Here is a 25672-nt window from a genome sequence, read left to right as displayed (position 1 = left end):
CACATCCGCGTCCTAGGCTGATCCGCATGGCCCTTCCCGCGCCCGCGCCCGACCGCACCGCCCTCGTCACCGGCGCCTCCTCCGGCATCGGGGCCGAGATCGCCCGTCAGCTGGCGCGGCGCGGCCACGGCGTCACGCTGGTGGCGCGCACCGAGGCCAAGCTCGCCGCGCTGGCCGCCGAGCTGGCGGGGGAGGGCGTGCGGGCCGAGGTGATCGTGGCCGACCTCGGCGACCGGGCCGCCCGGGCCGCCCTGCCCGAGCAGGTCGCCGAGCGCGGCCTGGAGGTGGACGTGCTGGTCAACAACGCCGGCTGGTCCACCCTCGGTGCCGTCGCGGCCAGCGACCCGACCGACGAGATGGCGATGGTCGAGCTCGACGTCGTCGCCGTCGTCGACCTGTGCAGCCGGTTCGTGGGACCGATGGTGCAGCGGGGGCGCGGGGCGGTGCTCAACGTCGCCTCCACCGCCGCCTTCCAGCCCCTGCCCGGGCAGGCCGGCTACGGCGCCAGCAAGGTCTTCGTGCTCAGCTACACCCAGAGCCTGGCCGCGGAGCTCAAGGGCACCGGCGTCACGGCCACCACGCTGTGCCCCGGCCCGGTCGAGACCGGGTTCGGCGAGCGCGCCGGCTTCAGCGACGAGGAGGCCAAGAAGGCGCTCCCGCCGCCGATGTGGGTCTCCGCGCCCGACGTCGCCCGCGCCGCCGTCGACGGGCTGGCCAAGGGCCGGCTCGTCGTCATCCCCGGTGCGGCCAACAAGGTGGCGGCCGCGCTGAGCCAGGTCGCGCCCCGCACCCTGCTGTTGCCGGTGCTGGCCAAGGGCCACCCCGGACTGCGTCGGGAGGCCCGATGACCCACGGCTACACCTTCGTCGACTCCGTCGAGGAGCTCACCGACCTGGTCGGCGTGCCCACCGCGATGGCGGCGAACAAGGAGCGCGACGCGCTGCTCGACGTCGACCGCGACTGGCTGGCCTCCTCGCCGTTCTGCGTGATCGCCACCGCCGACGAGCACGGGCGCTGCGACGCCTCCCCCAAGGGCGACCCGGCCGGCCACCTGGTGCACGTGATCGACGACCGCACCATCGCGCTGGCCGAGCGCCCCGGCAACCGCCGCGTCGACGGCTACCGCAACGTGCTCGCCAACCCCCACGTCGGGCTGCTGTTCGTGATCCCGGGCCGCAACGACACCCTGCGCATCAACGGCCGGGCCCGGCTCGTGCGCGACGCCCCGTTCTTCGACGCGATGGTCGTCCAGGGGCACCGCCCGATCCTGGCGCTGGTGGTGGAGATCGAGACCGTGTTCTCCCACTGTGCGAAGGCGTTCATGCGCTCCTCGCTGTGGGAGCCGCAGACGTGGGACCCCGAGGCCCTGGTGCCGCGCCGTGCGGTGCTGGCCCACCGCGCCGAGGCCAAGGACGGCCAGACCCTGGAGGAGCTCGACGCCTACTACGCGCCCGAGAACTACCGCAGGGGCCTGTATGGGTGAGCAGCCCGGCGCCGTGGGCTACCCCTTCCTCAAGGGCCACGGCATCCGCAACGACTTCGTGATCCTGCCCGACCCCGACGGCTCGGTGCACGGCGACCTGCCCCTGGAGCGGGTCCGCGCCCTGTGCGACCGTCGCGCCGGCATCGGCGGCGACGGCGTGCTGCGCGTCGTGCGCCGGCCCGAGGCCGAGGGCGGGCGCTGGTTCATGGACTACCGCAACGCCGACGGCTCCCTGGCCGAGATGTGCGGCAACGGCATCCGGGTCTTCGGCCGCTACCTCGCCCAGGCCGGGCTCGTCGACCCCGCCACCGCCGTCGAGGTCGACACCCGCGACGGCGTCAAGGTGCTCACGTTCTCCGGCGGCGCGGCCGACGGCGAGATCACCGTCGACATGGGCGTCCCGCGCCTGCTGGGCCCCACCGAGGTGGGCGTGGGGGAGCGGCGCTACGACGCCCTCGGCGTCGACGTCGGCAACCCCCACGCCGTCGCGTTCGTCGACGACCTCGCCGAGGCCGGCACGCTGCGTGAGGCGCCCTGGCACGACCCCGCGTTCTTCCCCGCCGGGGTGAACGTGGAGTTCGTGGTGCGACGCGGCGAGCACCACGTCGCCATGCGGGTGCACGAGCGCGGCTCCGGGGAGACCGAGGCCTGCGGCACCGGCGCGTGCGCGGTGATGGTCGCGGTCGCCGAGGCCGACGGCACCCCGCCCGAGGTCGACTACCGCATCGACCTGCTCGGCGGCACCCTCACCATCCGGCGCACCGCCGCCGGCCACGTGCTGATGACCGGCCCCGCCGTCGTGGTCGCCGGGGGCACCACCGGCCTCTGAGGGCCGCCGCGCCCACCGTCGGCCCGCATCGTGACACCGGCACTGTCACAGTCGGGGCCTGCGTCCTAGGATCGGCGTCATGGAACTGAGTGGATCGTCTGCCATCGTCACCGGCGGGGCCTCGGGCATCGGCGCCGCCGCCGCCCGCCAGCTCGCGGCCAAGGGCTGCACCGTCGTCATCGCCGACCTCAACGCCGAGAAGGGCGAGGCCCTGGCGGAGGAGATCAAGGGCGTCTTCGCGCTCGTCGACGTCACCAACACCGAGCAGATCGCGGCCGCCGTCAAGGCCGCCGCCGAGATCGCGCCGCTCAAGGCGGTCGTGAACTCCGCCGGCATCGGCTGGGCCCAGCGCACCATCGGCCGCGACGGCACCCTGGAGTCGGCCGCCAACCTGGAGGCCTTCACCAAGGTCATCCACATCAACCTCATCGGCACCTTCGACGTCGTGCGCCAGGCCGCCACCGTGATGAGCACCAACGAGCCCGACGAGGACGGCTGCCGCGGCGCCATCGTCAACCTCGCCAGCGTGGCCGCCTTCGACGGCCAGATCGGCCAGGCCTCCTACTCCGCCTCCAAGGGCGGCATCGTGGGCATGACCCTGCCCGTCGCGCGCGACCTGTCGGCCTCCGGCATCCGCCTCAACACCGTGGCCCCCGGCCTCATCGACACCCCGATCTACGGCGAGGGCGAGGCCTCGGAGGCGTTCAAGGCCAACCTCGGCAAGAACGTGCTGTTCCCCAAGCGCCTCGGCACCGGCGACGAGCTGGCCTCGATGGTCGTGGAGTGCCTCACCAACTCCTACATGAACGCCGAGGTGATCCGCGTCGACGGCGGCATCCGGATGCCCCCGAAGTGACCTGAACGACGCCCGATCGCGGCCCCGGCAGCCCCGCTGCCGGGGCCGCGCTCACGTCCGGGGGCATCCGGCACCCGTTAACCGATGTCGGTGCGCCCCCGTGCGGCCTAGGCTGGAGGGGATGACGAACGCACCTGACTTCAGCCTCCGCGATGCCCTGGCCCACACCGACGCCTGGGACGACGACCCCGACGCCGGGGTCGAGGCCGGCTCCGAGGCCGAGATCGTGCTCGACGACGGGTTCGTCTCCGGGTACGCCGACGAGCCCGACCCCGAGGACGTCGACCCCACCATCGGCGCCATGGACCTCGCCGAGCGCCACCAGCTGCGCCGCGTCGTCGGGCTGCGCACCGAGCTCGAGGACATCACCGAGGTCGAGTACCGCCAGCTGCGCCTGGAGCGCGTCGTGCTGGTGGGGGTCTGGACCGAGGGCAGCATCGAGGACGCCGAGAACTCCATGGCCGAGCTCGCCCTGCTGGCCGAGACCGCCGGGTCGGAGGTGCTGGAGGCCCTCTACCAGCGCCGGCAGCGGCCCGACCCCGCCACCTACGTCGGTCGCGGCAAGGTCGAGGCGCTGGCCGAGATCGTGCGACTCACCGGCGCCGACACCGTGATCTGCGACGGCGAGCTCGCGCCGTCCCAGCTGCGCAACCTCGAGGACCGCCTCAAGGTCAAGGTGGTCGACCGCACCGCCCTGATCCTCGACATCTTCGCCCAGCACGCGAAGTCCAAGGAGGGCCAGGCCCAGGTCGAGCTGGCGCAGCTCACCTACATGAAGCAGCGCCTGCGCGGGTGGGGTGGCAACCTCTCCCGGCAGGCCGGTGGCCGGGTCGCCTCGGGCGCCGGGATCGGTGGACGCGGTCCGGGTGAGACCAAGATCGAGACCGACCGGCGCCGCATCAACGACCGCATCGCCAAGCTGCGCCGCGAGCTCAAGCACATGAAGGGCACCCGCGAGACGAAGCGGGCCGACCGGCGGCGTCACGAGATCCCCTCGGTGGCCATCGCGGGCTACACCAACGCCGGCAAGTCCTCGCTGCTCAACCGGCTCACCGGCGCCGGGGTGCTCGTGGAGGACGCCCTGTTCGCCACCCTGGACCCCACCACCCGGCGCACGACCACCAGCGACGGACGCGTCTACACGATGTCCGACACCGTCGGGTTCGTGCGCCACCTGCCCCACCAGCTGGTGGAGGCGTTCCGCTCCACGCTGGAGGAGGTGGGCGACGCCGACCTCATCCTGCACATCGTCGACGGCTCCCACCCCGACCCCGAGGGCCAGCTCTCCGCGGTGCGGGAGGTGTTCGCCGAGATCGAGGCCGCCGACATCCCCGAGATCGTGGTCATCAACAAGGCCGACGCCGCCGACCCCATGGTGCTGGCGCGCCTGCAGCGCCACGAGCCCCACTCGGTGGTGGTCAGCGCCCGCACCGGCGCCGGCATCGAGGACGCGCTGCGCCTGATCGAGTCCGAGCTGCCCCGCCCGGGCGTGGAGTTCACCGCGCTGGTGCCCTACGAGCGCGGCGACCTGGTGAACAAGCTGCACCAGTTCGGCGAGATCGGCTCGGTCGAGCACACCGCCGACGGCAGCCTCATCACCGGCCGCGCCACCGAGGCGCTGGCCGGTGAGCTGGCTCCCTACGCCGTCGCCGGCTGAGCCGCCGGTGGTCCTCGACGTCCCGGCCACGTCGCCGCCGCCCTCGCGGCGCCGACGGCGGGTGCTCGCCGTCCTGCTCGCCGTCGCCCTGCTGGTGGGCCTGGGGGTGGTCGTCGCCGCGCGGGTGATCGGCCGCGACCCCGACGACTGCGACCGGCGGGCCCGCGACTCCGCGGCCCGCGCCGCCGCCGACGCCGGCCCGTCCGACGCCCCCGGGGTCGTGGTGATCGGCGACTCCTACTCGGTGGGCGCCGGGCTCGCCGACCGCAGCCTCTCGTGGCCGGCGCGGCTGGCCGCCCTGCCGGCCCGCGTCCACGTCGCGGGCTACTCCGGGTCCGGGTTCGAGCCCGGGGCGCTGGACTGCACGGACGTCTCCTACCCCGACCGGGCCCCGGGCGCGGTCGCGGGCCGTCCCGACGCCGTCGTCGTCGTGCAGGGCGGCCTCAACGACTGGGACCAGCCCGAGACCGAGGTCGCGGCGGGCCTGCGCCGCACGGCGCAGGCGCTGCAGGGGCACCGGGTCGTGCTCGTCGGTCCGCCCCACGTCGACGTCCCCGAGATCGACGCCGAGGTGCCGCGTCTGGACGCCCTCCTGCGTCGGCTGGCCGGCGAGGTCGGCTGGCGGTACCTCCCGATGACCGCCGTCGACCTCGACTTCGTCGACCGCCTCCACCCCGATGTGGCCGGACACACGCGGTTCGGTGACCGCGTCGCGCGGGGGATCGCCGATCTCGTCGGCGCCGCCCCGTAAGGTGCTCGGGTGCCTGAGTCACCCGACGTCGCAACCCTGCTGGCCACGGCGGTCGAGGCGCTCGGCGGCAGCCCGCGCGCCGGCCAGCTGCAGATGGCCGAGGCCGTCGCCGCCGCGATGGACGACGAGCGTCACCTGCTCGTGCAGGCCGGCACCGGCACCGGCAAGTCGCTGGGCTACCTCGTGCCCAGCCTGCGCCACCGTGGCCGCGTCGTCGTCGCCACGGCCACCCTCGCGCTGCAGCACCAGCTGGTCGAGCGCGACGTGCCCCGCCTGGTCGAGGCGCTGAAGGGTCAGGGCCTCGACACCAGCTTCGCCGTGCTCAAGGGGCGCTCCAACTACGCCTGCCTGCACCGCATCCGTGAGGGCGTGCCCGACGACCAGGGCGTGCTGGTCGACGTGCCCGAGGGCTCGATGGCCAGCAAGGTGCTCGAGCTGCGCGCCTGGGCCGAGGAGCAGGCCGAGGCCGAGGGCAGCGGCGAGCGCGACCACGCACCGCGCCACACCGAGCGGGAGTGGCGGCAGGTCAGCGTCGGCCACCGCGACTGCCTGGGCGCCAGCAAGTGCCCCTTCGGCGCGGAGTGCTTCGTGGAGCGGGCGCGCGAGAAGGCCCAGCGATCCAACCTCATCATCACCAACCACAGCCTGCTGGCGATCGACGCCATCGAGGGCATCCCGATGATCCCCGAGTACGACGTCGCGGTGATCGACGAGGCCCACGAGCTCGTCGCCCGCGTCACCCAGGCCGCCACCGACGAGCTGAGCGTCTCCGACGTCGAGCGCGCCGCGCGCCGCTCCCAGCGCCACGTCGACGGCAGCGAGGCCGACGACCTCTCCGACGCCGCCGACGCGCTGCGCGACGCCATGGCGCAGGCCCGTCCCGGCCGGTTCGAGACCCTGCCGACCGACCTCGCCGACGCCCTGGCCCTGGTGCGCGACGCCGCCCGCGCCTGCCTGTCGGCCTACCCCAAGTCGAGCAGCGACGACGAGCCCGACGCCGGCCTCACCCAGGCCAAGGGCACCGTGCAGGAGGTCTTCACCACCGCCGAGCGGATGGCGGCGGCGGCCGCCGCCGACGTCGTCTGGCTCAGCGAGGGCGGCGAGCGGATCCCGCCCCGGCTGTGCGTCGCGCCGCTGCAGGTGTGGGGGCAGATGCGCGACAAGCTGCTCACCGACAAGACCGTCGTGATGACCTCGGCGACCCTCATGCTCGGCGGTGACTTCGGGGTCGTAGCGAGCACGGTGGGCCTCAAGCCCACCGAGCGCGTGCAGCCCGGCGCCGACGCGGCGCCGGCGGCCGAGGACGCCCAGCCCTGGGTGGGCATGGACGTCGGTTCGCCGTTCGACTACGGCCAGCAGGGCATCCTCTACATCGCCCGCCACCTCCCGCCGCCGGGCCGCGCCGGCCTCGCCCCGGCCCACCTCGACGAGATCGTCGAGCTCGTCGACGCCGCCGAGGGCCGCGCCCTGGGCCTGTTCTCCTCCCGTCGCGCCGCGGAGGCGGCGGCGGCGGAGGTGCGCCGCCGCCTCCCGCACCTCACCACCCTGGCCCAGGGCGAGGCGCAGCTGCCCGAGCTCGCCGCGCAGTTCGTCGGCGACCCGCACACCTGCCTGTTCGGCACCCTCAGCCTGTGGCAGGGCCTGGACGTGCCCGGCGACACCTGCCAGCTGGTGATCATCGACCGCATCCCGTTCCCGCGGCCCGACGATCCGTTGATGAGCGCGCGGCAGAAGGCCGTCGACGAGGCCGGCGGCAACGGGTTCATGCAGGTGGCGGCCACCCACGCCGCCCTGCTGCTGGCCCAGGGCGCGGGCCGGTTGATCCGCACCACCTCCGACCGCGGCGTCGTCGCGATCCTCGACCCCCGGGTGGCCACCGCCCGCTACGGCGGGTTCCTCAAGGCCTCGCTGCCGCCGATGTGGCCCACCCAGGACCCGGCCCTGATCCGCAAGGCCCTCGCGCGGCTCGCCGCCGGCTGACCACCACGCGGCCGACCCCCTCCGGGGCGGGCCGCCGCAGACGCAGCACGGCCCGGACCCCGACCGGGGTCCGGGCCGTGTCGCGTGGCTGTCGGGCGCTCAGCCCCGCTTGAGTGCGGTGGCGGAGAGCTCGAAGCGCTGGCCGTCGTCGCGGGAGAGACCGAAGCAGGAGTAGAACTCGGTGTTGTCACCGGCACCGCACTGGAAGCGGCCGCTGGCGTTGGCCAGGGTCACCTCGACGTAGCGGACCTTGCGGCTGGAGAACGGCACCCGGGGGGTGGCGTCGCCCTTGCCGTTGAGCCGGATCTTGTACACCTTCGGCTTGCCGGACTTGCCGTACACGGTGACGAGCGCCTGCGGGGACGTCGCCCGCACCGGGCCCTTGATCACCAGGCGCAGCTTGGCGCGCTTGTCGCTGAACCCCTTCGGGCTGAGCCGGAAGGTGGCGCTGGTGAGGTGGTCGAGGCGGATCTTGGCCGGACGCACCCCGGGGCGGCGGGGGGTCAGGGTGACCTTGCCGGCCAGCGGCGTCTCCGGGTAGTCGTTCGCCCGGCCCTCGGCGTACGCGGTGCGGGCCCGGCGGTTGGTGGCGGAGAACTGCACGAACGCGGTGGCCGCGGAGATGCCGCGCTTCTGCAGGACCTTGTCCAGGCCCTTCCAGGAGTAGTCGTCGGGGCCGCCGGCTGCGCCGTCCAGGCGCAGGAACAGGTCGCGCACGATCACCGGCAGGGCACCCTTCTTGGTGCGGAAGCGCTCGGTGAGGTAGCGGATGAAGATCCACGAGCCGTACTGGAAGCCGTCGTCGGCGAAGGAGTCGAGCGGCCGGAACGGGTTGGTCAGCGGGCTGGTGCGCAGGTACTGCAGGTTGTCGTCGACGCTGTCGTACATCTCGTCCTCGGCCCAGGTGGCCGTGGCCTCGAGGATCCAGGGGTCCTCGTAGGAGTCGTAGGCGTACTGGGTGGCGTGGAAGTACTCGTGCGCCGCGGTGACGTCGAGGTTCTCCGTGGGCGTGTTGGCGGTGCCGAACTCGGCGGGGGAGAAGTCGTTGTCGAGCACGCAGTAGGCCCAGGCGTCCCACGGGCCGTTGTCGCCGGGGTAGGGCTTGTCGGAGGTGCAGTAGCCGTAGATGCCCTGGTCGCCGACGTTGCCGAGGTAGATGTCGATCAGGTTCGACCCGCCCCCCAGCGACCCGTCGGCGCGCGGCTCGCGGTAGCCCGCGGCGATGTAGGTGTCGTGGATGCGGCGCAGGGTGGACAGCGCCCGCTCGGCGTAGTCGGGTCGACCGCTGGAGTCGGTGTCGGCGGTGCTGATGGCATCGGAGCTGGAGGTCACGTAGTGCACGCACAGGTCGCCGTCGCACAGCGGCGTCGCCTCGGGCACGGAGTAGGCCAGCGAGCCGTCGCCCCCGGCGTCGGTGGGCCGCTTGAACAGCGCGTCCGCGCGCTGCTTCTCCGAGGCCGACAGCGCGGGGTAGCTGCGCCGCAGCTGGTGCAGGGTCATCGACGCGTCGCGCTCGCCGGCCCGCGCCGAGGCGGGGGTGGCGAGTCGCTCGGCCGCGGAGAGCGCGGCCCGGGCCGCCGAGGGCGCGCCGGGGCGGTGGCCCTCCGACGACGACGCGGCGGGGGCCGTCGCCCGGCGCTGGGCACGGTGAGGGCGGCCGCGGGGACGGCCAGGGCCATCGCGGCGATGAGGACGGCGGTGCCACCGAGTCGGCGCCGCCGGGTGATCCGGGTCATGGGGGTTCCTCTCGAGAACGGGTCCGAGCACCCTAACCCGAGCAGGTGACACGGCGTCGACCCCGCGGGCCGGACCGCCCGCACCCGGCCCGGCCCTCCCACGATCGCCCGTGAACGCCCGTGAACACCCGGCGGTGGTGCTCAGAGCAGGGCGCGACCGTCCCAGCCGCCGCGCGGCGCACCGCGCAGGCCCAGGAACGAGGCCACCGTGGGGGCGACGTCGACGGTGTGGCCCATCCGGCTCACGGCCCGCCCGCGCGGGACGGCGGGGTGCCCGCCGGCGAGGAAGAGCGGGATCGGCCGGGTGGCCAGGTGCCCGTGGTTGCCCGGGATGGGGTTGCTGGTCAGCGGATTCGGGTCGCTGAAGCGCCAGCCCGCCTCGCAGAACGCGACGACGTCGCCGGCCTCGGGTCCCAGTCGCAGCCAGGACGCGCGCCGGTCGTGCACCGACTCCACGCCCTCCACGCGCGCGGCGATGCGTCGCATCCGGCGCACCGCCTCCTCGCGCTGCCGCGCCGGGCCGGTCCAGTACAGGAGGTCGGCGCCGCCGTTGTCGGCGATCTCGACCTTCCCGGCCAGCAGCGGGTCCTCGGCCAGCGGTCCCGCCAGCGAGACCACGCGGTCGGGGCGCGACCAGTCCATCGAGTGGTCGGCCAGGACGATGATCAGCGAGCGCTCCCAGTGACCGGCCGCCTTCACGGTGTCCACGAACCGGCCGATGAGGGTGTCGGTGGCCAGCAGCGCGGTGCGGCGCAGCGCCTTCAGGCCCAGCGGGCCGGTGAGGTCGGAGTGGCCCAGCCGGTCGATGTCGCCGAGGTTGACGAACATCAGGTGCGGGTCGAGGTCGGCGAGCATGGCCAGGGCGGCGTTCATGGTGAACACGTCCGGCGCGTGCTCGGAGACCGGGATGATCGGTGCGGGCTCCCAGCGGGCGGTGGCCCGGGTGCCGAAGATGCCGTAGAGGTACTCCTTGCTCAGCACCGTGCCGGTGCGCAGGCCCTGGCGCCGGGCCCGCTCCAGCACGGTGTCGGCGCGCAGGTCGCTCGGGCGGTCGAGGTCGCGCACGGTGCGCGCGGCGCGGTCGTAGATCGCGTTGGCCGGCACCCCGGAGCGGTCCGGACGCACCCCGCTCATCATCATCACGTGGTTGGGGATGGTCTCCATGATCGGCAGGGAGGAGGCCCGGGCGTAGCGGAGCCCGCCGTCGCGCAGCGCCTGCAGGTTCGGGGTGAGGCCGCTGTCGATCTCGTCGGGGCGGCAGCCGTCGGTGACCAGCACGTACACGCGGCGGTCGCGGTGCACCCCCGGAGCGACGGCGGCCTGTGCCCCGGCGGCACCGAGCGCGGTCGAGAAGGCCAGCCCGCCGCCGAGCTGCAGCAGCCGCCGGCGCCCGGTGCCGAGGGCGGCCAGGCCCTCCTCGAACGGGGTGGGGCCCGCCGCGCGGTCGCGCGGGTGCTCGCCGCACATCAGCGCCCACCCCCGACCGGGGCGTCGACCTGCACGAGGCGCTGGGTGCCGGTGCGGGTGGCGTAGGACGTCGTCCAGGTGATCGGGGTGTCGCGCCGGGCGCGGTCGCCGATCACGAACCAGTCCATCTGGGCACGCTCGGCGGTGAGGTCGAGCACGGAGAAGCCGTGGTCGTCGAAGTTGAGGTACTTGATGTGGCGGTTGGCCGCCAGGATCGCGGTCTCCACCACCCGGCTGGCGGTGCGCGGGGGAGTGCCGAGGATGTCCTTGAGGTTGTTCGACGTCACCGAGGTGCACACGAACTCCACCGCCACCGGGTCGCTGAGGGGGTAGGTGCCGACGTCGAAGGGCACCTCCGCGGCCCAGCCGGAGTGGATGTCGCCGGTGACGAACAGGGCGTTCTCGACCCCCTGGTCGCGCAGGTGGCGCGCGACCTCGGCACGGTCGGCGGTGTAGCCGTCCCACTGGTCGACGTTGTACGGCACGCCGTCGGAGGGCAGCAGCCCGGTGACGTCGTTGACGGGGTCGACCAGGTCGGCCGGCAGCTGGGCGAAGGTCACCGGGGTGATCATCACGGGGTTGCCGATCACCTTCCACAGCGCGCGCTCGCGGCGCAGCGACTGCTTGAGCCAGCGCAGCTGGCGGGCCCCGGTGATCGTGGCGTCGGGGTCGTCGGCGCCTCCGCCGCCGGGGGAGACCGGGCTCGCCGGCTGCTCGGTGCGGTAGGTGCGCAGGTCGAGCATGCTGATCTCGGCCAGGGTGCCGAACCGCAGGCGTCGGTAGAGCCGGTCACCGTCGCCCAGACGCGCCGTGGAGTCCATCCGCACCGGCATCCACTCGTCGTAGGCCCGGTGCGCCTTGGCCCGACGGCGTCGGTAGTCGCCCTCGCCGGCCTGGTGGTTCTCCGCGCCCCCGCGCCACTGGTCGTTGGTGACCTCGTGGTCGTCCCAGGTGATGATCCAGGGGAACTTGGCGTGGGCGTCCTGGAGGTCGGGGTCGGTCTTGTACTGGGCGTGGCGGCGCCGGTAGTCCGAGAGCGAGACCATCTCGTGGGGCGGGTCGTGCGGGCGGACGTCGACGTTGTCGCGGCCCAGGCCGTACTGCCCGGGGCCGTACTCGTAGAGGTAGTCGCCCAGGTGGAGGACGGCGTGCAGGTCGTCGCGGGCGGCGAGGCCCCGGTAGGCGGAGAACCAGCCGGCCTGCAGGTTGGCGCACGACACGACACCGAAGCGCAGGTTCCGCGGCGAGGACCGGCGCGCGGGGGCGGTGCGGGTGCGTCCGACCCGGCTGCGCTCCCCACGGCAGGTGAAGCGGTAGTAGTACCAGGTCGCGGGTCGCAGGCCGGTGACGTCGAACTTCACGGTGTGGTCGCGGTCGGCGCCGGTCATGACGGTGCCCCGCTTGACGACGCGGCGGAAGTCGCGGTCCCGCGCCACCTCCCAGGCGACCTCGACGCGGGGGCCGCGGCCCGACCCCGGACGGCTGGCACGGGTGGGGGTCACCCGGGTCCACAGCACCACCGCGCGCGGCCGGGGATCACCGGAGGCGACGCCGTGCTGGAAGATCCGCGCGGCGCGGGTGGCGCGCGGATCGCCCTGCGCCGCCTCGGTCGGTGCGGAGGCGACGGCGAGACCGGCCAGGCCGGCGCCACCGCCGGCCACGACGGTACGCCGGCCCAGCGGGGGCAGCGCCGTCGACGGCGGGGATGCGGCGGCGTCGTCGCGGGTCGGGCGCAGGGAACGCAGAGGCTTGGGAGTCACATCTGCTCCAACGACGTCGGGCCCCTCGGGTCATGCCGTCCCGGGCATCGGTCACCGAGCGTTCACCTGAGCGCCGCCCGACGGTGCGTCGGGCGGCGCTCCGGCCCGCGATCAGCAGCCGGGTCAGGCGTCGGTCAGAGGCGGCGCAGGACGGCGGTGACCTTGCCCAGGATCGTGGCGTGGGTGCCGTCGATGGGCTCGTAGGCGGCGTTGTGGGGGAGCAGCCACACCCGGCCGTCCTTGCGCTGGAAGGTCTTGACGGTGGCCTCACCGTCGAGCAGCGCCGCCACGATGTCGCCGTTCTCGGCGGTGTTGGTCTTGCGGATCACGACGTAGTCGCCGTTGCAGATCGCCGCGTCGATCATCGACTCACCGGCCACCTCGAGCAGGAACAGCTCGCCGTCGCCGACGAGCTGGCGGGGCAGCGGGAAGACCTCCTCGATCCGCTCCTCGGCGAGGATCGGACCACCGGCGGCGATGCGCCCGAGCAGGGGCACGTGGGCCGCCGCCGCGACGACGTCGCCGATGCCGGTCTCGTCGATGCTGGATTCCTCGGCGCTGCCGATCGCGCGGCGCGCGGCCATCGCCTCGGGCAGGAAGACCTCGAGGGCGCGGGGCCGGTTCGGGTCGCGCTTGAGGAAGCCCTTCTGCTCCAGCACGCGCAGCTGGTGGGCCACGCTGGAGGTGCTGGTGAGCCCGACGGCGGTGCCGATCTCCCGCATCGAGGGCGGGTACCCGCGCTGCTCGAGGCTCTCCAGGATGTGGGTCAGCACCCGCTGCTGGCGCGGGGTGAGGCCGGTGGCGTCGGCCGGCCCGTCGGGCAGTTCGGAGACCGGGGTCAACGGACGCGCGGAGCGCCGGGCGTCGTCGGGTGCGGGCTGGTCGGGCGGGCGGGGCGTGGAGGCCATGGCCACAGACTGGCACCGACCCGCGCCGAACTCAAACATGTGTTCGAACGGCGTGTCGCGCCGGTCGCAGCGCATGTTCCGGCGCGTCCCGGATCGCCCGGCCGCGGCCGGTCGCAGGGTCGCCCGGGCTGCTGCGACAGGCCGCCGGGGCCGCCGGGACGGGCGACACGCCGATCGAACACGCGTTCGCGTCGGTGCTTGGATTGTTCGAACATCTGATCTAGCCTCGCTCATGTGTTCGATCGAACGTGTGAGCGATCGACTCGGACGCAGGGGTCGCCGGAACTGTCGGTGGTCGTCGGTAGACATCGACCACCGCACGGGCCGGCCCCGTGCACCACGTGACCGCTCCGCGGCCACGCCCCTCTTCCCCGCAGTGATGGAGTCCCGATGTCCGCCGCCAGCCCCGTGCTCACCCGTCCCGCCGCCCGTCCCGTCGCCCGCCCGGGGGCTCGTCCCGCCGCGCGCCCCGCGGGCGGTCGCCCCGTCTACCGCCTCACCCGTCGGGGCCGGGTGGTCGTGCTGCTGCTCGGCCTGATGGCGGTGCTTGCGGTCGGGGTCGTCTGGGCCGGCGGGTCGGTCGCCTCGGAGGAGCCGGAGGCCACCGTCACCCACGTCGTCGCTCCGGGCGACACGCTGTGGGACATCGCCGACGCCCTGTCCGAGGACGGCGGGATCCGCGCCATGATGCAGCACCTGCAGGAGCTCAACGACCTCGATTCGGTCGGCCTGGTGGTCGGGCAGCGGCTCGAGGTCCCCGCTCCCTGACGTCGAACGTCTCCGTGCCCGGCCGCGGTCGGGCCTTCACGGGCGGTCCTCGGGCCGCCCCCTCGACTCGGTCGGGAGCCCCGGAGGGAAGCCGGGGCCCCCGACCGCTGTGCGTTCCGAGGTGCTCGGTCGGTCGGTGGGTCGCCGCGGAGCCGGGTCAGCGCGCGAGGTCGACGACGAGGTTCACCGACGCGATCGCGAGGCCGGTGAGGGCCAGGACGATCGCGACCAGCACGAGGTAGTCGCGCCGCGGGGTCCGCCCGGTCGCGATCGTGACGTGGCGCCGGTGTTCGCGCTCCGCGCCGGTGAGCAGGGTGGCGCGCTCGGCGCTGCGACACTCGCGGACCCAGCCGCAGGAGCAGGCCACGGCGCAGCGGAACCCCGTGCCGGCGTGCGAGGTCGGCCCCACGTGGCACTCGTGGGCGCGGGGGGAGAGTCCGGTGCGCCGCCACCACCCCGCGATCCGGCGCGGCGCGTGCGCGTCGGCGCGGTGGGCGGCGCGGGCGCGCGCGGCGGCGAGGGCGGCCTGCGCTTCGTCCGCGGCCGTCAGGGTCGCCACCCAGCCGCAGGGACAGACGGTCCGCGCGCGATGGGTCCCGGTCGCGGGCGTCGGGTCCGGCACGGGGCCGGCGTCGCTGCCGGGGTCCCTGCCGGGGTCGGTGATCACGGTCGGGCCCCCGTCATCGCGCGGCGCGTCGGCCCGGCGACGGCGTGTCGCCGCCCGTCGGTCCCGTAGGTCCTGCCGGTCCGGTCGGGCCGGTCGCGGGGGGATGCGGTGGGGCCGGCGGCGGAGCAGGGGTGGCGAGGGCCCGGAGCAGGCGGGTGAGCAGCAGCAGGGCCAGGAACAGGCAGGCGATCGCGCCCACCGCGGCCAGGGCCAGGAACGCCCAGGACCGTGAGTCGCCGCCGCGTGCCGTGGCGCCGAAGTCGATCGCGGCCAGGACCAGGTAGCCCCAGGCCACCAGTGCCAGGGTCATGCCGGCCGCCCAGGGGAGCAGGCGGCGCGTCGGCGCCTGCCGCTGCGGCCGTGGTGCCGCCCTCTTCCCCGATGCCACGCGGGCATTCTCCCCGACGTGCTCGGCCGACGCCGTCACGGTGTCCACGACACGCCCGTCGGGGTGAGGTGGAGGCGCCGTTCCCAGCAGCCGGGAGGCGGTGGGCGCGACCGTGTCGGGCCCGATCCCGGGCGCGGCGCGGGGGCGATCGGGGCGACACGCCGGGTCGCCGGGCACAGGGTTGCGCCGTGGTGGTGGGCGGCGTAGGGTCCCACTAGATGTAGTAGTTACAACGATGTAGTTATCCACATCTAGTGCACAGTGCGGCGACGTTCCTCCACATCCGAGGGGGGCTTCGTCCACCGTGCGACCCGAGTTGTCCACAGGTTCCCCACGCCGCCGGGGCCGCATCAGGAGGAGGTGGCCGCATGCACTGCCCGTTCTGCCGGCACACCGACACCAAGGTGCTGGACTCGCGGCTCGCCGAGGACGGCGCCACCGTGCGCCGGCGTCGGTCCTGTGCCCGGTGCGAGCGTCGGTTCACCACCCTGGAGTCGATGCAGCTCACCGTCGTCAAGCGCTCCGGCGTGAGTGAGCCCTTCGACCGCGAGAAGGCCGTCGCCGGCGTGCGGAAGGCCTGCAAGGGCCGCCCCGTCGCCGAGGCCGACCTCCAGCGTCTCGGCCAGGCGGTCGAGGACTCCTTGCGTGCGCTCGGGGCCGCCGAGATCCCCGCCCACGAGGTGGGGCTGGCGATCCTCGGCCCGCTGCGCGACCTCGACGAGGTCGCCTACCTCCGCTTCGCCAGCGTCTACCGCGCCTTCGACTCCGCCGAGGACTTCGCCAAGGAGATCGACGCGCTGCGCAGCGGGTCCGTCGTCGACGGCCCCGCCGCACCCCCCGGTCCTGCGCCCACCGGCGCGGACTGACCCCGATCCGCTCGGCAGGTAGTGGGGAAGCTGCCTGCCGAGCGCACCACCCTTCCCCCGCCCCTCGGTCGGGTGCGGGCCACGACTCCTCCGGATCTCATCCGGAACTGTCGGTGGTCCTCACCAGACTCAGCAGAGCCGCCACCGGCGCGGCTCGACCACCCGCCCACCGCACCGACCCCCCGCAGGGAACAGAGGAGACGCTCCCATGACCGAGACCGCCAGCGGCCGCCCCGAGGCCACCGGCTCCGCCACGACCGGACTGACCATCGAGCGGGTGTTCAGCACCGAGGGCGTCCACCCCTACGACGAGCTCACCTGGGAGCGTCGCGACGTCGTCCAGACCAACTGGAAGACCGGTGAGACCGTCTTCGAGCAGCGCGGCGTGGAGTTCCCCGAGTCGTGGTCGCTCAACGCCTCGACGATCGTCACCACCAAGTACTTCCGCGGTGCGCTCGGCTCGTCGGCGCGAGAGAGCAGCCTGCGCCAGCTCATCGACCGCATCGTGCTCACCTACGTCCGGGCGGGCGTGGAGCACGGGTACTTCGCCAGCGACGCCGACGCGGAGCTGTTCGAGCACGAGCTCACCTGGCTGCTGGTCAACCAGTACTTCTCGTTCAACTCCCCGGTGTGGTTCAACGTCGGCACCGAGGCGCCGCAGCAGGTCTCGGCCTGCTTCATCCTCAGCGTCGACGACTCGATGGAGTCGATCCTGAACTGGTACAAGGAGGAGGGGTTCATCTTCAAGGGCGGCTCGGGGGCCGGCCTGAACATCTCCCGCATCCGGTCCTCCAAGGAGCTGCTGGCCTCCTCCGGCGGCACCGCCTCGGGCCCGGTCTCCTTCATGCGCGGCGCCGACGCCTCCGCCGGCACCATCAAGTCCGGGGGCGCCACCCGCCGTGCGGCCAAGATGGTCGTGCTCGACGTCGACCACCCCGACATCGAGGAGTTCATCGAGACCAAGGCCAACGAGGAGAAGAAGATCCGCGCGCTGCGCGACGCGGGCTTCGACATGGACCTCGGCGGCAAGGACATCACCTCGGTCCAGTACCAGAACGCCAACAACTCGGTGCGCGTCTCCGACGAGTTCATGCGTGCGGTCGAGGAGGGCACCGACTTCGGGCTGTGGGCCCGCACCACCGGTGAGGTCATCGAGCGGGTCGACGCCCGCCAGCTGTTCCGCAAGATCTCCCAGGCCGCCTGGGAGTGCGCCGACCCCGGCCTGCAGTACGACGACACCATCAACGACTGGCACACCAACCCCGAGACCGGCCGGATCACCGCCTCCAACCCGTGCTCGGAGTACATGTCGCTGGACAACTCCTCGTGCAACCTCGCCTCGCTGAACCTGCTCAAGTTCCTCAAGGACGACGACACCTTCGACGGTGAGCGCTTCACGCGTGCGGTCGAGATCATCATCACCGCGATGGACATCTCCATCTGCTTCGCCGACTTCCCCACCGAGGCGATCGGCCGCACCACCGTCGACTACCGCCAGCTCGGGATCGGCTACGCCAACCTCGGTGCGCTGCTGATGGCCATGGGTCTGGGCTACGACTCCGACGGCGGCCGCGCGATGGCCGCCGCCATCACCTCGCTGATGACCGGCACCTCCTACCGCCGCTCGGCCGAGCTCGCCGCGATCGTCGGCCCCTACGCCGGGTTCGCCCGCAACGCCGACGCCCACCGCCGCGTGATGCGCAAGCACCAGGCCGCCAACGACGCCCTGCGTCCCCAGCACCTGGCCGACGAGCAGGTCCAGCGCCTGGCCACCGCCGAGTGGGCCGAGGTCGTCGAGCTCGGCAAGGTCCACGGCTTCCGCAACGCCCAGGCCTCGGTGCTCGCCCCCACCGGCACCATCGGCTTCATGATGGACTGCGACACCACCGGCATCGAGCCCGACTTCTCCCTGGTGAAGTTCAAGAAGCTCGTCGGTGGCGGCTCGATGCAGATCGTCAACCAGACCATCCCGCGGGCCCTGCGCAAGCTGGGCTACACCGAGGAGACGGTCGAGGCGATCGTCGCCTACATCGCCGAGCACGGCCACGTCATCGACGCCCCCGGCCTGCGCCGCGAGCACTACGAGGTCTTCGACACCGCCATGGGCGCCCGCTCGCTCAAGCCGATGGGCCACGTGCGGATGATGGCGGCCTGCCAGCCGTTCCTGTCCGGGGCGATCTCCAAGACCGTCAACCTCCCCGAGACCGCCACGGTCGAGGAGATCGAGGAGGTCTACCTCCAGTCGTGGAAGCTGGGCCTGAAGGCCACCGCCGTCTACCGCGACAACTGCAAGGTCGGGCAGCCCCTGGCCGACGCCAAGGCCAAGAAGACCGAGGAGCCCGCCGAGGCGCAGGCCGCGCCCGCCGTGGTCGAGAAGGTCGTCTACGCCCCCACCCGCAAGCGCCTGCCGAAGTCGCGCATCGCCCGCACCACCTCCTTCACCGTGGGCGGTGCCGAGGGCTACATGACCTCGGGTGCCCACGAGGACGGCGCGCTGGGCGAGATCTTCCTCAAGCTCGGCAAGCAGGGCTCCACCCTGGCCGGTGTAATGGACGCGTTCTCGATCGCGGTCTCGATCGGCCTGCAGTACGGCGTGCCGCTGGAGACCTACGTCTCGAAGTTCACCAACCTGCGCTTCGAGCCGGCCGGTCTCACCGACGACCCCGACGTCCGCATGGCGCAGTCCCTCATGGACTACGTCTTCCGCCGCCTCGCGCTGGACTACCTCGACTTCGACGCCCGCTCGATGCTCGGCATCTACTCCGCCGACGAGCGCCAGCGCCACCTCGAGACCGGCTCCTACGAGCTGGCCGTGGAGGAGACCGGCTCCGCCGCCGAGCTCCTCGAGGACGCCCCCCGGGCGCCCCAGGCGGCCCCCGAGGCGCCGGCGGCTCCCGCCGCCGAGGTGAAGGTGGCCCACACCTCCGCCGAGCTGCTCGAGCAGATCACCGGCACCGCCGTCGACTCCCCGCTGTGCATGACCTGCGGCACCAAGATGCGTCCCGCCGGCTCCTGCTACGTCTGCGAGGGCTGCGGCTCCACCAGCGGCTGCAGCTGACGCCCGACCACCTCGACGCCCCGGCCCGGGAGGCCTCGCCTCCCGGGCCGGGGCGTCGGCGTTCGCGCTCGTCCACGGTCTAGATCACCTGTGAGGTGAGGCAAGCCTTTGGTAGCCTTGCCTCACCAAAGTCAGAGGTGAGGGGAGATGGCCGTGACGGTCATGGGAGTCGCAGGGCTGCGTCGTCGTGGCGTGCCGGCGATGGCCGCCTACCTCCCCGGTCAGCAGGTCGGCTCCTTGGCCGACCTCGAGCGGGGTCGCCCCGCCGAGGTGTGCGGCGTCGAGTCCGCCGACCCGGCCATCGCCCAGCGACTGCTCGACCTCGGCTTCGTGCCGGGCACGCCGGTCGAGATGGTGCGCCGTGCCCCGCTGCGCGACCCGGTGATCTACCGCGTCGCCGGGTACGAGATCGCGCTGCGCCGCGCGCAGGCGGCCTGCATCCGCATCGCCCACGCCGGCTGAGGCGGGCGTGAGCGACCACTGCGGTCCCGCGGACGACGCGCGCCGCGGCGGCCTCGCTGTCGACGCGCCGCTGATGGCGCTGGTCGGCAGCCCCAACTCCGGCAAGACGACGCTGTTCAACGCCCTCACCGGCCTGCGGGCCAAGACCGGCAACTACCCGGGTGTCACGGTCACCCGCTACACCGGTGTCGCCGACACCGACGCCGGCCCCGTGGTCCTGGAGGACCTGCCGGGGACCTACAGCCTGAGCGCCATCAGCCCCGACGAGCAGATCGTCTCGGCCACCCTCGACCGCGACGACGCCGCCTCCGCCACGCCGCAGGCGCTGCTGGTCACCCTCGATGCCACCACCCTGGCCCGGTCGCTGCGCCTGGTGGCGCAGGTCCTGCGCCGCGGGCTCCCCGTGTGCGTGGTGCTGACCTTCTCCGACGAGCTCGACCGCCGCCAGGGCCGGCTGGACGTCGGCGCGCTCGAGCGCGCCCTGGGCGTGCCGGTGGTCGCCGTGGTCGGGGGTCGCCGTCAGCAGCTCACCCGGCTGCGCACCCTGATGGGCGCGCCGGGGGAGTGGAGTCGCCCGGTCGTGCCGCCGCCGGCCGACACCGAGGGTGTCAGCGCCTGGATCGACTCGGTGCTCACCGCCACCGGCTACTCCTCCCCGGAGCTCGACACCCGCACCCGGCGTCTGGACGCGGTGCTGCTGCACCCGGTGTGGGGGACCCTGGTGTTCCTCGCCACGATGTTCGCCTTCTTCCAGACCATCTTCGCCCTCGCCGCACCCGCGCAGGCCGGGATCGAGGCCGTGTTCGGCTGGCTCGGCGACCAGGTGCGGGCTCGCATCGGCGTGGACTGGCTGGCCGGGTTCCTCGCCGACGGCCTGATCGGCGGCGTCGGCGGCGTGATCGTGTTCCTGCCGCAGATCGCCCTGCTCTTCGTGCTCATCTCCCTGCTCGAGGGGGTGGGCTACCTCGCCCGTGCCGCCTTCCTGATGGACCGGGTGATGGCACGCGCGGGCCTGGAGGGCCGGGCGTTCGTGGCGCTGCTGTCGTCCTTCGCCTGCGCGATCCCGGGCATCATGGCCACCCGGACCCTGCCCTCCACCCGCGACCGGATCGCCACGATGATGGGCGCCCCGCTGATGACCTGCTCGGCGCGGCTGCCCGTCTACGTGCTGATCATCGGGCTGCTGGTCGACTCCGACGCCCGCGTCGGTCCGGTGGGCGCGCAGGGGCTGATCATGTTCGGCCTCTACCTCGGCGGCGCGGTCTCGGCGATGCTCACCGCCTGGCTGTTCAGCCGCATCGGCCGCTCCGCGGGTCCGGCGATGCCCTTCTACATGGAGATGCCGCCCTACCGGATCCCGTCGGTGCGGTCGGTGGCGCTGGCGGTCTGGGACGCCTGCCGCGGCTTCCTCGCCAAGGTCACCAAGATCATCCTCGGCACCACGATCGTGCTGTGGCTGCTGCTCAACCTGCCCGCCCCCAGCGACGCCACCCTGCGCGCCGCGGGCATCGACCCCACCGACGACGTCGCAGTGTCGACCTACACCATCGACCACAGCCTGGCCGCCGACGTCGGGCGCGCGGTCGAGCCGGTCTTCGCACCCCTCGGCTTCGACTGGCGGATCAACGTCGGCGTCCTGGCCTCGCTGTCCGCGCGCGAGGTCTTCGTGGCCACCCTCGGGCAGGTCGCCGCCGCCACCGATCCCGAGGACCCGGCCGGTGCCCTGGCCGAGATGACGGTGCAGGACGGCGACCGTGCGGGAGAGCCGCTGTTCACCCCGCCCGTCCTGGCCGCGCTGCTGGTGTTCTTCCTCTACGCCCTGCAGTGCACCTCCACCATCGCGGTGCTGCGCCGGGAGTCCGGGTCCTGGCGCTGGCCCGCGATCGCCTTCGGCTACCTCTTCGGGCTGGCCTGGGTGATGGCGCTGCTGGCGCGGACGATCGTCGCCGCCGTCACCTGAGTCCCGCCGATCAGGTCCCCTGGCGGGCCTAGACTGGAGCGGTGAGCACGACCGTCCCGATCCACGCCGAGGCCGTCCCGGGCGATCCGACGACGGTGCGGTGGGTGGTGCCGGCCGGTCGGCTCGGCTTCGTCGGCTCCCCGGCCGTCGTGCCGGCACCGCTGGCCGGGCTGCTCGACGACGGCGTCGTGTCCCAGTTGGAGGTCGAGCCCGCCGCGGTCCTCGTGACCCTGGCCCCACCCCATGTCTGGGCGGTCGAGGGCGACCGCGTGCGGACCGCGCTGCAGACCGCGCTCGCCGACCCGGCCGGGTGGCGGGCACCGGCCGGCGTCACCGCGGCCGACCGGCTCGCCGCCGCCGCCCGCCAGGTGCTGGCCGGCGAGGTCGGCGACTACGCCCGCAGCCACGGCGGGCGGCTCGAGCTCGTCGCGGTGCACGACGGCGAGGTGGAGATCGCCCTCCACGGCACCTGCGACGGCTGTCCCGCCGCCGGCCGCACGCTGGAGGACCGCGTGCTGACGGCCCTGCGACGGCTCGACCCGAGCGTGCGGCGGGTGGTCTCGGCCGCGCCCCCGGAGCCGGCGCCGGGACGCCGACGGCTCCCGCTGCGCCCCCGCTGAGACGCCCACGTCGGCGCGGGGGTGTGCGCCGGTGTGGGACGCTCGTTGGCGTGCAGGTGCTGCTGGTGGAGGACGACCCGGCCATCGCCGACGCGCTCGTCGACGGCCTCCCGCTCTTCGGGTTCGCCGTCCGGCACGTGACGACCGCGGCGCAGGCCCTGGCCGGGCACGCCGACGTCGACCTGGTGCTGCTCGACCTCGGCCTCCCCGACCTCGACGGCATCGAGGTGTGCCGGCGCATCCGGGCGGTCAGCGAGGTGCCGATCATCATCATCACGGCCCGGGGCGACGAGGTGGAGCGGGTGGTCGGGCTCGAGCTCGGCGCCGACGACTTCCTGGTCAAGCCCTTCGGCCTGCGCGAGCTCGTGGCGCGGGCCCGCGCGGTGCTGCGCCGGTGGCAGCGGCCCGGTGCCGAGTCCGACGGGACCGCGGCACCCGGCCCCGCGCCCACACCGCCCGGCGGCCCGGCGACCGCGGCGACCACCCCGGCGACCCCGGCGAGCGGGTCGGCCCCACCGACCGACGGCGCCCGGGAGACCCGGACCGTCGGGGGTCTGCGTCTGCATCTCGGTGGGCGCCGGGTGTGGGTGGGGGAGCAGGAGGTCGAGCTGACCCCCAAGGAGTTCGACCTGCTGGTCGTGCTGAGCGAGGAGCCGGGCGTGGTGTGCACCCGCGAGGACCTCATGAGCCGGGTGTGGGACCCGCACTGGTTCGGCTCCACCCGCACCCTGGACGTGCACATCGGCTCGCTGCGCCGCAAGATCGCCGCGGCCGCGCAGGTGCAGACCGTGCGCGGGGTGGGGTTCCGGCTCGAGGCCGCGCCGGCATGACCCCCACGACCCGCACGACCTCGCGGCGCCCGGGACGACGACGGTGAGGCTGCGCCTGGTGGGCAGCCACGTCGTGCTCGTCGTCCTCGCCCTCAGCCTGCTCACGGTGGCCGTGTCGATCGGGACGTCCGCGCTGCTGCGGCGCAACCTCGAGACCACCGCCTACCGCGAGGCCGAGCTGTTCGTCCCGCTGCTCCAGCGCACCGACGACGCCAGCGCCACCGCGCTGACCGAGCGCTCCCGCGACGTCGAGGCCGCCTTCGGTGCCCGCGTGCGCATCATCCGACCCGGCGACCCGGCGGCCGCCGACGACCCCGCGGTGGCCCGCGCCCTCACGGGCCGCACGCCCGAGGCCGTGTGGGGGGAGCACCCGCTGATCGGCGAGCGCGCCGTCAGCGTCGTCGTGCCGGTCCGGGTGGACGGCGGCGTGCGCGCGGTCGTGCAGGTGGTCGCCCCCTCGGCCGAGATCGACGCCGAGGTGCGTGACATCTGGCGCTTCAGCCTGCTCGCCGGCCTGGCCGTGGTCGTGCTCGCCACCGGGGTCGCGCTGCTGCTCGCCGGCACCGTGAGCCGTCCGGTGCAGCGGCTCACCGAGGTCGCCCGTCGTCACGGCGACGGCGACTACGACGCCGTCGCGGCCGAGCGCGGCCCCCCGGAGATCGCCCTCCTCGCGCGCACGCTCAACCGCAGCGCCCACCGCACCGCCGCCCTCATCGACGCCCAGCGCGCGTTCGTGGCCGACGCCTCACACCAGCTGCGCACCCCGCTGGCCGCGATGCGGCTCACCCTCGACACCGTGCGGGTCACCGTCACCGATCCCGCCGCCGAGCCGCGGCTGGACGCCGTCGACCGCGAGATCCAGCGCATGAACCAGCTGGTGGAGAGCCTGCTGACCCTGGCCCGCGCCGAGACCGTGGAGCACCAGCGACGGGTGCTCGACCTCGCCGCCCTGGTGGAGGACCGGGTGGAGGTGTGGTCGGCGGCCTTCGACGACGCCGACCTGGTCGCCGTCGTCGAGAACGAGGGGGCGCTGTGGATCGAGGCCTCCGCCGGCGCGCTGGAGCAGGTGCTCGACAACGTCCTCGACAACGCCGTCGGCGTCTCCCCGCCCGGGGGCCGGATCGAGGTGCACGGCGGCTACGAGCCCTACCGCGTCGTCCTCACGATCACCGACCAGGGTCCCGGCCTCACCGAGGCCGAACGCGCCCGCGCCTTCGACCGGTTCTGGACCACCCGTCCGGGCCAGGGATCCGGGCTCGGGCTCGCGGTCGTGCGCCAGCTCGTGGAGCGCGACGGCGGCGACGTCGCCCTGCTCGCCGCCCCCGACGGCGGGCTCACCGTGCGGTTCTCCTGGCCCCGCCGCGACCCCGCCTGAGGATCTTCACCGAACCCTGCACTCGCCCTGCACTCGGGCTGCACTCGACCGCGGCCGCCCCTGACGCGCCCTCGCGCACCCTGGTGTCATCGGGGCGCCGCGGTGGCGCCCGAGGAGTCCCGGAAGGGGAAGGGGGAACCATGGAGGTCGCCTGGTGGGCCTGGGCCGCGGTGATGGGAGTCGTGGCCGTGATGCTGGCCGTCGATCTGTTCCTGCACCGCGACAACCACGTCATCGAGTTCAAGGAGGCCGCCCTGTGGTCGGCCTTCTGGATCGCCGCCGGACTGCTGTTCGGCGTGGTCCTGTGGGCCTGGCAGGGCGGTGAGGTCGCGGGGACCTACTACGCCGGCTACCTGATCGAGAAGGCGCTCTCGATCGACAACGTCTTCGTCTTCGCGATGATCTTCACCTTCTTCGCGGTGCCCGCCTCGGTCCAGCACAAGGTGCTGTTCTGGGGCGTGATCGGGGCGCTGGTCTTCCGGTTGGCGTTCATCTTCGTGGGCGTCGAGCTGCTGGAGACCTTCTTCTGGACCGCCTACGTCTTCGGTGCCTTCCTCATCTACACCGGCTACAAGATGGCCCGCGGTCACGACGACGAGACCCCGCCGGACCGCAACCTCGTGGTGCGGCTGGTGCGGCGGGTCATCCCGACCGACCCGCGCTTCCACGGCGACCGGTTCTTCGTCAAGCTCGACGGCAAGCGCGTGGCGACCCTGCTGTTCGTGGTGCTCGTCGCCGTCGAGGCCACCGACCTGATCTTCGCGATCGACTCCGTGGCCGCGATCCTGGCCATCACCACCAGCACGTTCATCGTCTGGACCGCCAACGCCTTCGCGATCCTGGGCCTGCGCAGCCTCTACTTCTGCCTGGCCGGCCTGCTGCGCCGCTTCGTGCACCTGCACTACGGCCTGGCGGTGCTGCTCGCCTTCGCCGGTGTGAAGCTGATCCTGTCCGAGACGCCGGTCGGCAAGCTGCCGATCCCGCTGACGCTCAGCGTCATCGTGGTCACCATCACCGTGTCCATCGTGTGGAGCATGATCAGCACCCGCGACGGCATCCCCGGTGAGGAGCAGGCCGAGGGCGTGACCGCCGACGCCGCCGACGCCGCCGGCACCACCGCCGGCGCCGTCGAGGCGGAGGGCCAGGGCGGGGCGTCCGAGCGCCGCGGCGGGGAGCTCGCCGACCGCTGAGCGCGCACGGCCCGCGACACGCTCGCGGGACCGCGGCCGGGGCGGTGCGACACCGAGGTGT

At 73.6% G+C, this 25672-nt stretch carries 22 protein-coding genes; 16 read left to right on the top strand and 6 right to left on the bottom strand.

Translation table 11 applies throughout. The annotated features are described in order from the left end of the window. Positions 1-26 precede the first annotated feature (26 nt). From ACERUJ_RS08310 to ACERUJ_RS08280, 7 genes are all read left to right on the top strand, one after another. Entirely contained in the window at positions 27-848 is an 822-nt protein-coding gene (locus tag ACERUJ_RS08310; protein WP_370248042.1) for an SDR family NAD(P)-dependent oxidoreductase, read from the top strand. Next, the gene (locus ACERUJ_RS08305; RefSeq protein WP_370248041.1) at positions 845-1483 is read left to right on the top strand and encodes a pyridoxamine 5'-phosphate oxidase family protein; all 639 of its coding nucleotides are present in this window, start codon (positions 845-847) and stop codon (positions 1481-1483) included. The genes ACERUJ_RS08310 and ACERUJ_RS08305 overlap by 4 nt, the downstream gene beginning before the upstream one ends. Further along, a complete protein-coding gene (dapF, locus tag ACERUJ_RS08300) occupies positions 1476-2312 on the top strand; it encodes a diaminopimelate epimerase (protein ID WP_370248040.1) in 837 nt (278 codons plus the stop codon). Before ACERUJ_RS08305 ends, dapF begins: the two co-directional genes overlap by 8 nt. 79 nt (positions 2313-2391) lie before the next feature. Further along, a complete protein-coding gene (locus tag ACERUJ_RS08295; protein WP_370248039.1) occupies positions 2392-3168 on the top strand; it encodes an SDR family NAD(P)-dependent oxidoreductase in 777 nt (258 codons plus the stop codon). A gap of 121 nt (positions 3169-3289) precedes the next feature. Then, positions 3290-4825 (top strand): GTPase HflX, encoded by a 1536-nt coding sequence (hflX, locus tag ACERUJ_RS08290; RefSeq protein ID WP_370248038.1) that lies wholly within the window; start codon positions 3290-3292, stop codon positions 4823-4825. Beyond that, positions 4794-5576: an SGNH/GDSL hydrolase family protein gene (locus ACERUJ_RS08285; protein WP_370248037.1), complete on the top strand. Its 783-nt coding sequence runs from the start codon at positions 4794-4796 to the stop codon at positions 5574-5576. The genes hflX and ACERUJ_RS08285 overlap by 32 nt, the downstream gene beginning before the upstream one ends. A 9-nt stretch (positions 5577-5585) precedes the next feature. Further along, the gene (locus ACERUJ_RS08280; RefSeq protein ID WP_370248036.1) at positions 5586-7556 is read left to right on the top strand and encodes an ATP-dependent DNA helicase; all 1971 of its coding nucleotides are present in this window, start codon (positions 5586-5588) and stop codon (positions 7554-7556) included. A gap of 99 nt (positions 7557-7655) precedes the next feature. On the opposite strand, the gene ACERUJ_RS08275 is transcribed toward ACERUJ_RS08280, so the two are convergent. The 4 genes from ACERUJ_RS08275 to lexA all read right to left on the bottom strand — a co-directional run bounded on the left by ACERUJ_RS08275 (position 7656) and on the right by lexA (position 13427). Then, positions 7656-9056, bottom strand: coding sequence for an MXAN_6640 family putative metalloprotease (locus ACERUJ_RS08275; protein ID WP_370248035.1), 1401 nt, complete (start codon positions 9054-9056; stop codon positions 7656-7658). A gap of 377 nt (positions 9057-9433) precedes the next feature. Further along, the gene (locus tag ACERUJ_RS08270; protein ID WP_370248033.1) at positions 9434-10759 is read right to left on the bottom strand and encodes an alkaline phosphatase family protein; all 1326 of its coding nucleotides are present in this window, start codon (positions 10757-10759) and stop codon (positions 9434-9436) included. Then, the gene (locus tag ACERUJ_RS08265; RefSeq protein WP_370248032.1) at positions 10759-12519 is read right to left on the bottom strand and encodes an alkaline phosphatase; all 1761 of its coding nucleotides are present in this window, start codon (positions 12517-12519) and stop codon (positions 10759-10761) included. Before ACERUJ_RS08265 ends, ACERUJ_RS08270 begins: the two co-directional genes overlap by 1 nt. Positions 12520-12653: 134 nt before the next feature. Next, positions 12654-13427 (bottom strand): transcriptional repressor LexA, encoded by a 774-nt coding sequence (lexA, locus tag ACERUJ_RS08260; RefSeq protein WP_370248031.1) that lies wholly within the window; start codon positions 13425-13427, stop codon positions 12654-12656. A 390-nt stretch (positions 13428-13817) separates the two neighbouring features. Between lexA and ACERUJ_RS08255 the strand changes: the two genes are divergently transcribed. Continuing rightward, complete coding sequence (locus ACERUJ_RS08255; protein ID WP_370248030.1) at positions 13818-14195, top strand: LysM peptidoglycan-binding domain-containing protein; 378 nt, start codon at positions 13818-13820, stop codon at positions 14193-14195. A 157-nt stretch (positions 14196-14352) separates the two neighbouring features. Here ACERUJ_RS08255 and ACERUJ_RS08250 read toward each other — a convergent pair whose 3' ends face one another. Continuing rightward, positions 14353-14754, bottom strand: coding sequence for a hypothetical protein (locus ACERUJ_RS08250; RefSeq protein WP_370248029.1), 402 nt, complete (start codon positions 14752-14754; stop codon positions 14353-14355). 121 nt (positions 14755-14875) lie between these two features. Next, positions 14876-15172 carry a hypothetical protein gene (locus tag ACERUJ_RS08245; RefSeq protein WP_370248028.1) on the bottom strand — a complete coding sequence of 99 codons (297 nt, stop codon included), beginning with the start codon at positions 15170-15172 and terminating at the stop codon, positions 14876-14878. A gap of 446 nt (positions 15173-15618) precedes the next feature. On the opposite strand from ACERUJ_RS08245, the gene nrdR reads away from it, so the two are divergent. From nrdR to ACERUJ_RS08205, 8 genes are all read left to right on the top strand, one after another. Beyond that, positions 15619-16116, top strand: a complete 498-nt coding sequence (gene nrdR / locus ACERUJ_RS08240) for a transcriptional regulator NrdR (RefSeq protein ID WP_370248027.1) — start codon at positions 15619-15621, stop codon at positions 16114-16116. 208 nt (positions 16117-16324) lie between these two features. Next, positions 16325-19174, top strand: a complete 2850-nt coding sequence (locus ACERUJ_RS08235) for a vitamin B12-dependent ribonucleotide reductase (RefSeq protein ID WP_370248026.1) — start codon at positions 16325-16327, stop codon at positions 19172-19174. A gap of 147 nt (positions 19175-19321) precedes the next feature. After that, complete coding sequence (locus tag ACERUJ_RS08230; RefSeq protein WP_370248025.1) at positions 19322-19636, top strand: ferrous iron transport protein A; 315 nt, start codon at positions 19322-19324, stop codon at positions 19634-19636. Positions 19637-19709: 73 nt separating this feature from the next. Then, on the top strand, positions 19710-21596 hold the full coding sequence (locus tag ACERUJ_RS08225; protein WP_370248076.1) for a ferrous iron transporter B: 1887 nt from the start codon (positions 19710-19712) through the stop codon (positions 21594-21596). Positions 21597-21637: 41 nt separating this feature from the next. Next, positions 21638-22216, top strand: coding sequence for a NifU family protein (locus tag ACERUJ_RS08220; protein ID WP_370248024.1), 579 nt, complete (start codon positions 21638-21640; stop codon positions 22214-22216). Positions 22217-22266: 50 nt separating this feature from the next. Next, positions 22267-23046 (top strand): response regulator transcription factor, encoded by a 780-nt coding sequence (locus ACERUJ_RS08215; protein ID WP_370248023.1) that lies wholly within the window; start codon positions 22267-22269, stop codon positions 23044-23046. A 58-nt stretch (positions 23047-23104) separates the two neighbouring features. Then, positions 23105-24421 (top strand): ATP-binding protein, encoded by a 1317-nt coding sequence (locus ACERUJ_RS08210; RefSeq protein WP_370248022.1) that lies wholly within the window; start codon positions 23105-23107, stop codon positions 24419-24421. A gap of 140 nt (positions 24422-24561) precedes the next feature. Further along, a complete protein-coding gene (locus ACERUJ_RS08205) occupies positions 24562-25611 on the top strand; it encodes a TerC family protein (protein WP_370248021.1) in 1050 nt (349 codons plus the stop codon). Positions 25612-25672: the final 61 nt, after the last annotated feature.

Source organism: Nocardioides sp. (genome assembly GCF_964228225.1).
Taxonomy (GTDB): Bacteria; Actinomycetota; Actinomycetes; order Propionibacteriales; family Nocardioidaceae; genus Nocardioides.
This window is presented reverse-complemented; position numbering and strand designations above follow the sequence as displayed.

Excerpts from the sequence above, each read along its gene's own strand:
- ACERUJ_RS08310 (WP_370248042.1), top strand. The coding sequence starts at position 27 with ATGGCCCTTCCCGCGCCCGCGCCCGACCGCACCGCCCTCGTCACCGGC.
- ACERUJ_RS08305 (WP_370248041.1), top strand. The coding sequence starts at position 845 with ATGACCCACGGCTACACCTTCGTCGACTCCGTCGAGGAGCTCACCGAC.
- dapF (WP_370248040.1), top strand. The coding sequence starts at position 1,476 with ATGGGTGAGCAGCCCGGCGCCGTGGGCTACCCCTTCCTCAAGGGCCAC.
- ACERUJ_RS08295 (WP_370248039.1), top strand. The coding sequence starts at position 2,392 with ATGGAACTGAGTGGATCGTCTGCCATCGTCACCGGCGGGGCCTCGGGC.
- hflX (WP_370248038.1), top strand. The coding sequence starts at position 3,290 with ATGACGAACGCACCTGACTTCAGCCTCCGCGATGCCCTGGCCCACACC.
- ACERUJ_RS08275 (WP_370248035.1), bottom strand. The coding sequence starts at position 9,056 with ATGACCCTGCACCAGCTGCGGCGCAGCTACCCCGCGCTGTCGGCCTCG.
- ACERUJ_RS08270 (WP_370248033.1), bottom strand. The coding sequence starts at position 10,759 with ATGTGCGGCGAGCACCCGCGCGACCGCGCGGCGGGCCCCACCCCGTTC.
- lexA (WP_370248031.1), bottom strand. The coding sequence starts at position 13,427 with ATGGCCTCCACGCCCCGCCCGCCCGACCAGCCCGCACCCGACGACGCC.
- ACERUJ_RS08255 (WP_370248030.1), top strand. The coding sequence starts at position 13,818 with ATGTCCGCCGCCAGCCCCGTGCTCACCCGTCCCGCCGCCCGTCCCGTC.
- ACERUJ_RS08245 (WP_370248028.1), bottom strand. The coding sequence starts at position 15,172 with ATGACCCTGGCACTGGTGGCCTGGGGCTACCTGGTCCTGGCCGCGATC.
- nrdR (WP_370248027.1), top strand. The coding sequence starts at position 15,619 with ATGCACTGCCCGTTCTGCCGGCACACCGACACCAAGGTGCTGGACTCG.
- ACERUJ_RS08235 (WP_370248026.1), top strand. The coding sequence starts at position 16,325 with ATGACCGAGACCGCCAGCGGCCGCCCCGAGGCCACCGGCTCCGCCACG.
- ACERUJ_RS08230 (WP_370248025.1), top strand. The coding sequence starts at position 19,322 with ATGGCCGTGACGGTCATGGGAGTCGCAGGGCTGCGTCGTCGTGGCGTG.
- ACERUJ_RS08225 (WP_370248076.1), top strand. The coding sequence starts at position 19,710 with ATGGCGCTGGTCGGCAGCCCCAACTCCGGCAAGACGACGCTGTTCAAC.
- ACERUJ_RS08205 (WP_370248021.1), top strand. The coding sequence starts at position 24,562 with ATGGAGGTCGCCTGGTGGGCCTGGGCCGCGGTGATGGGAGTCGTGGCC.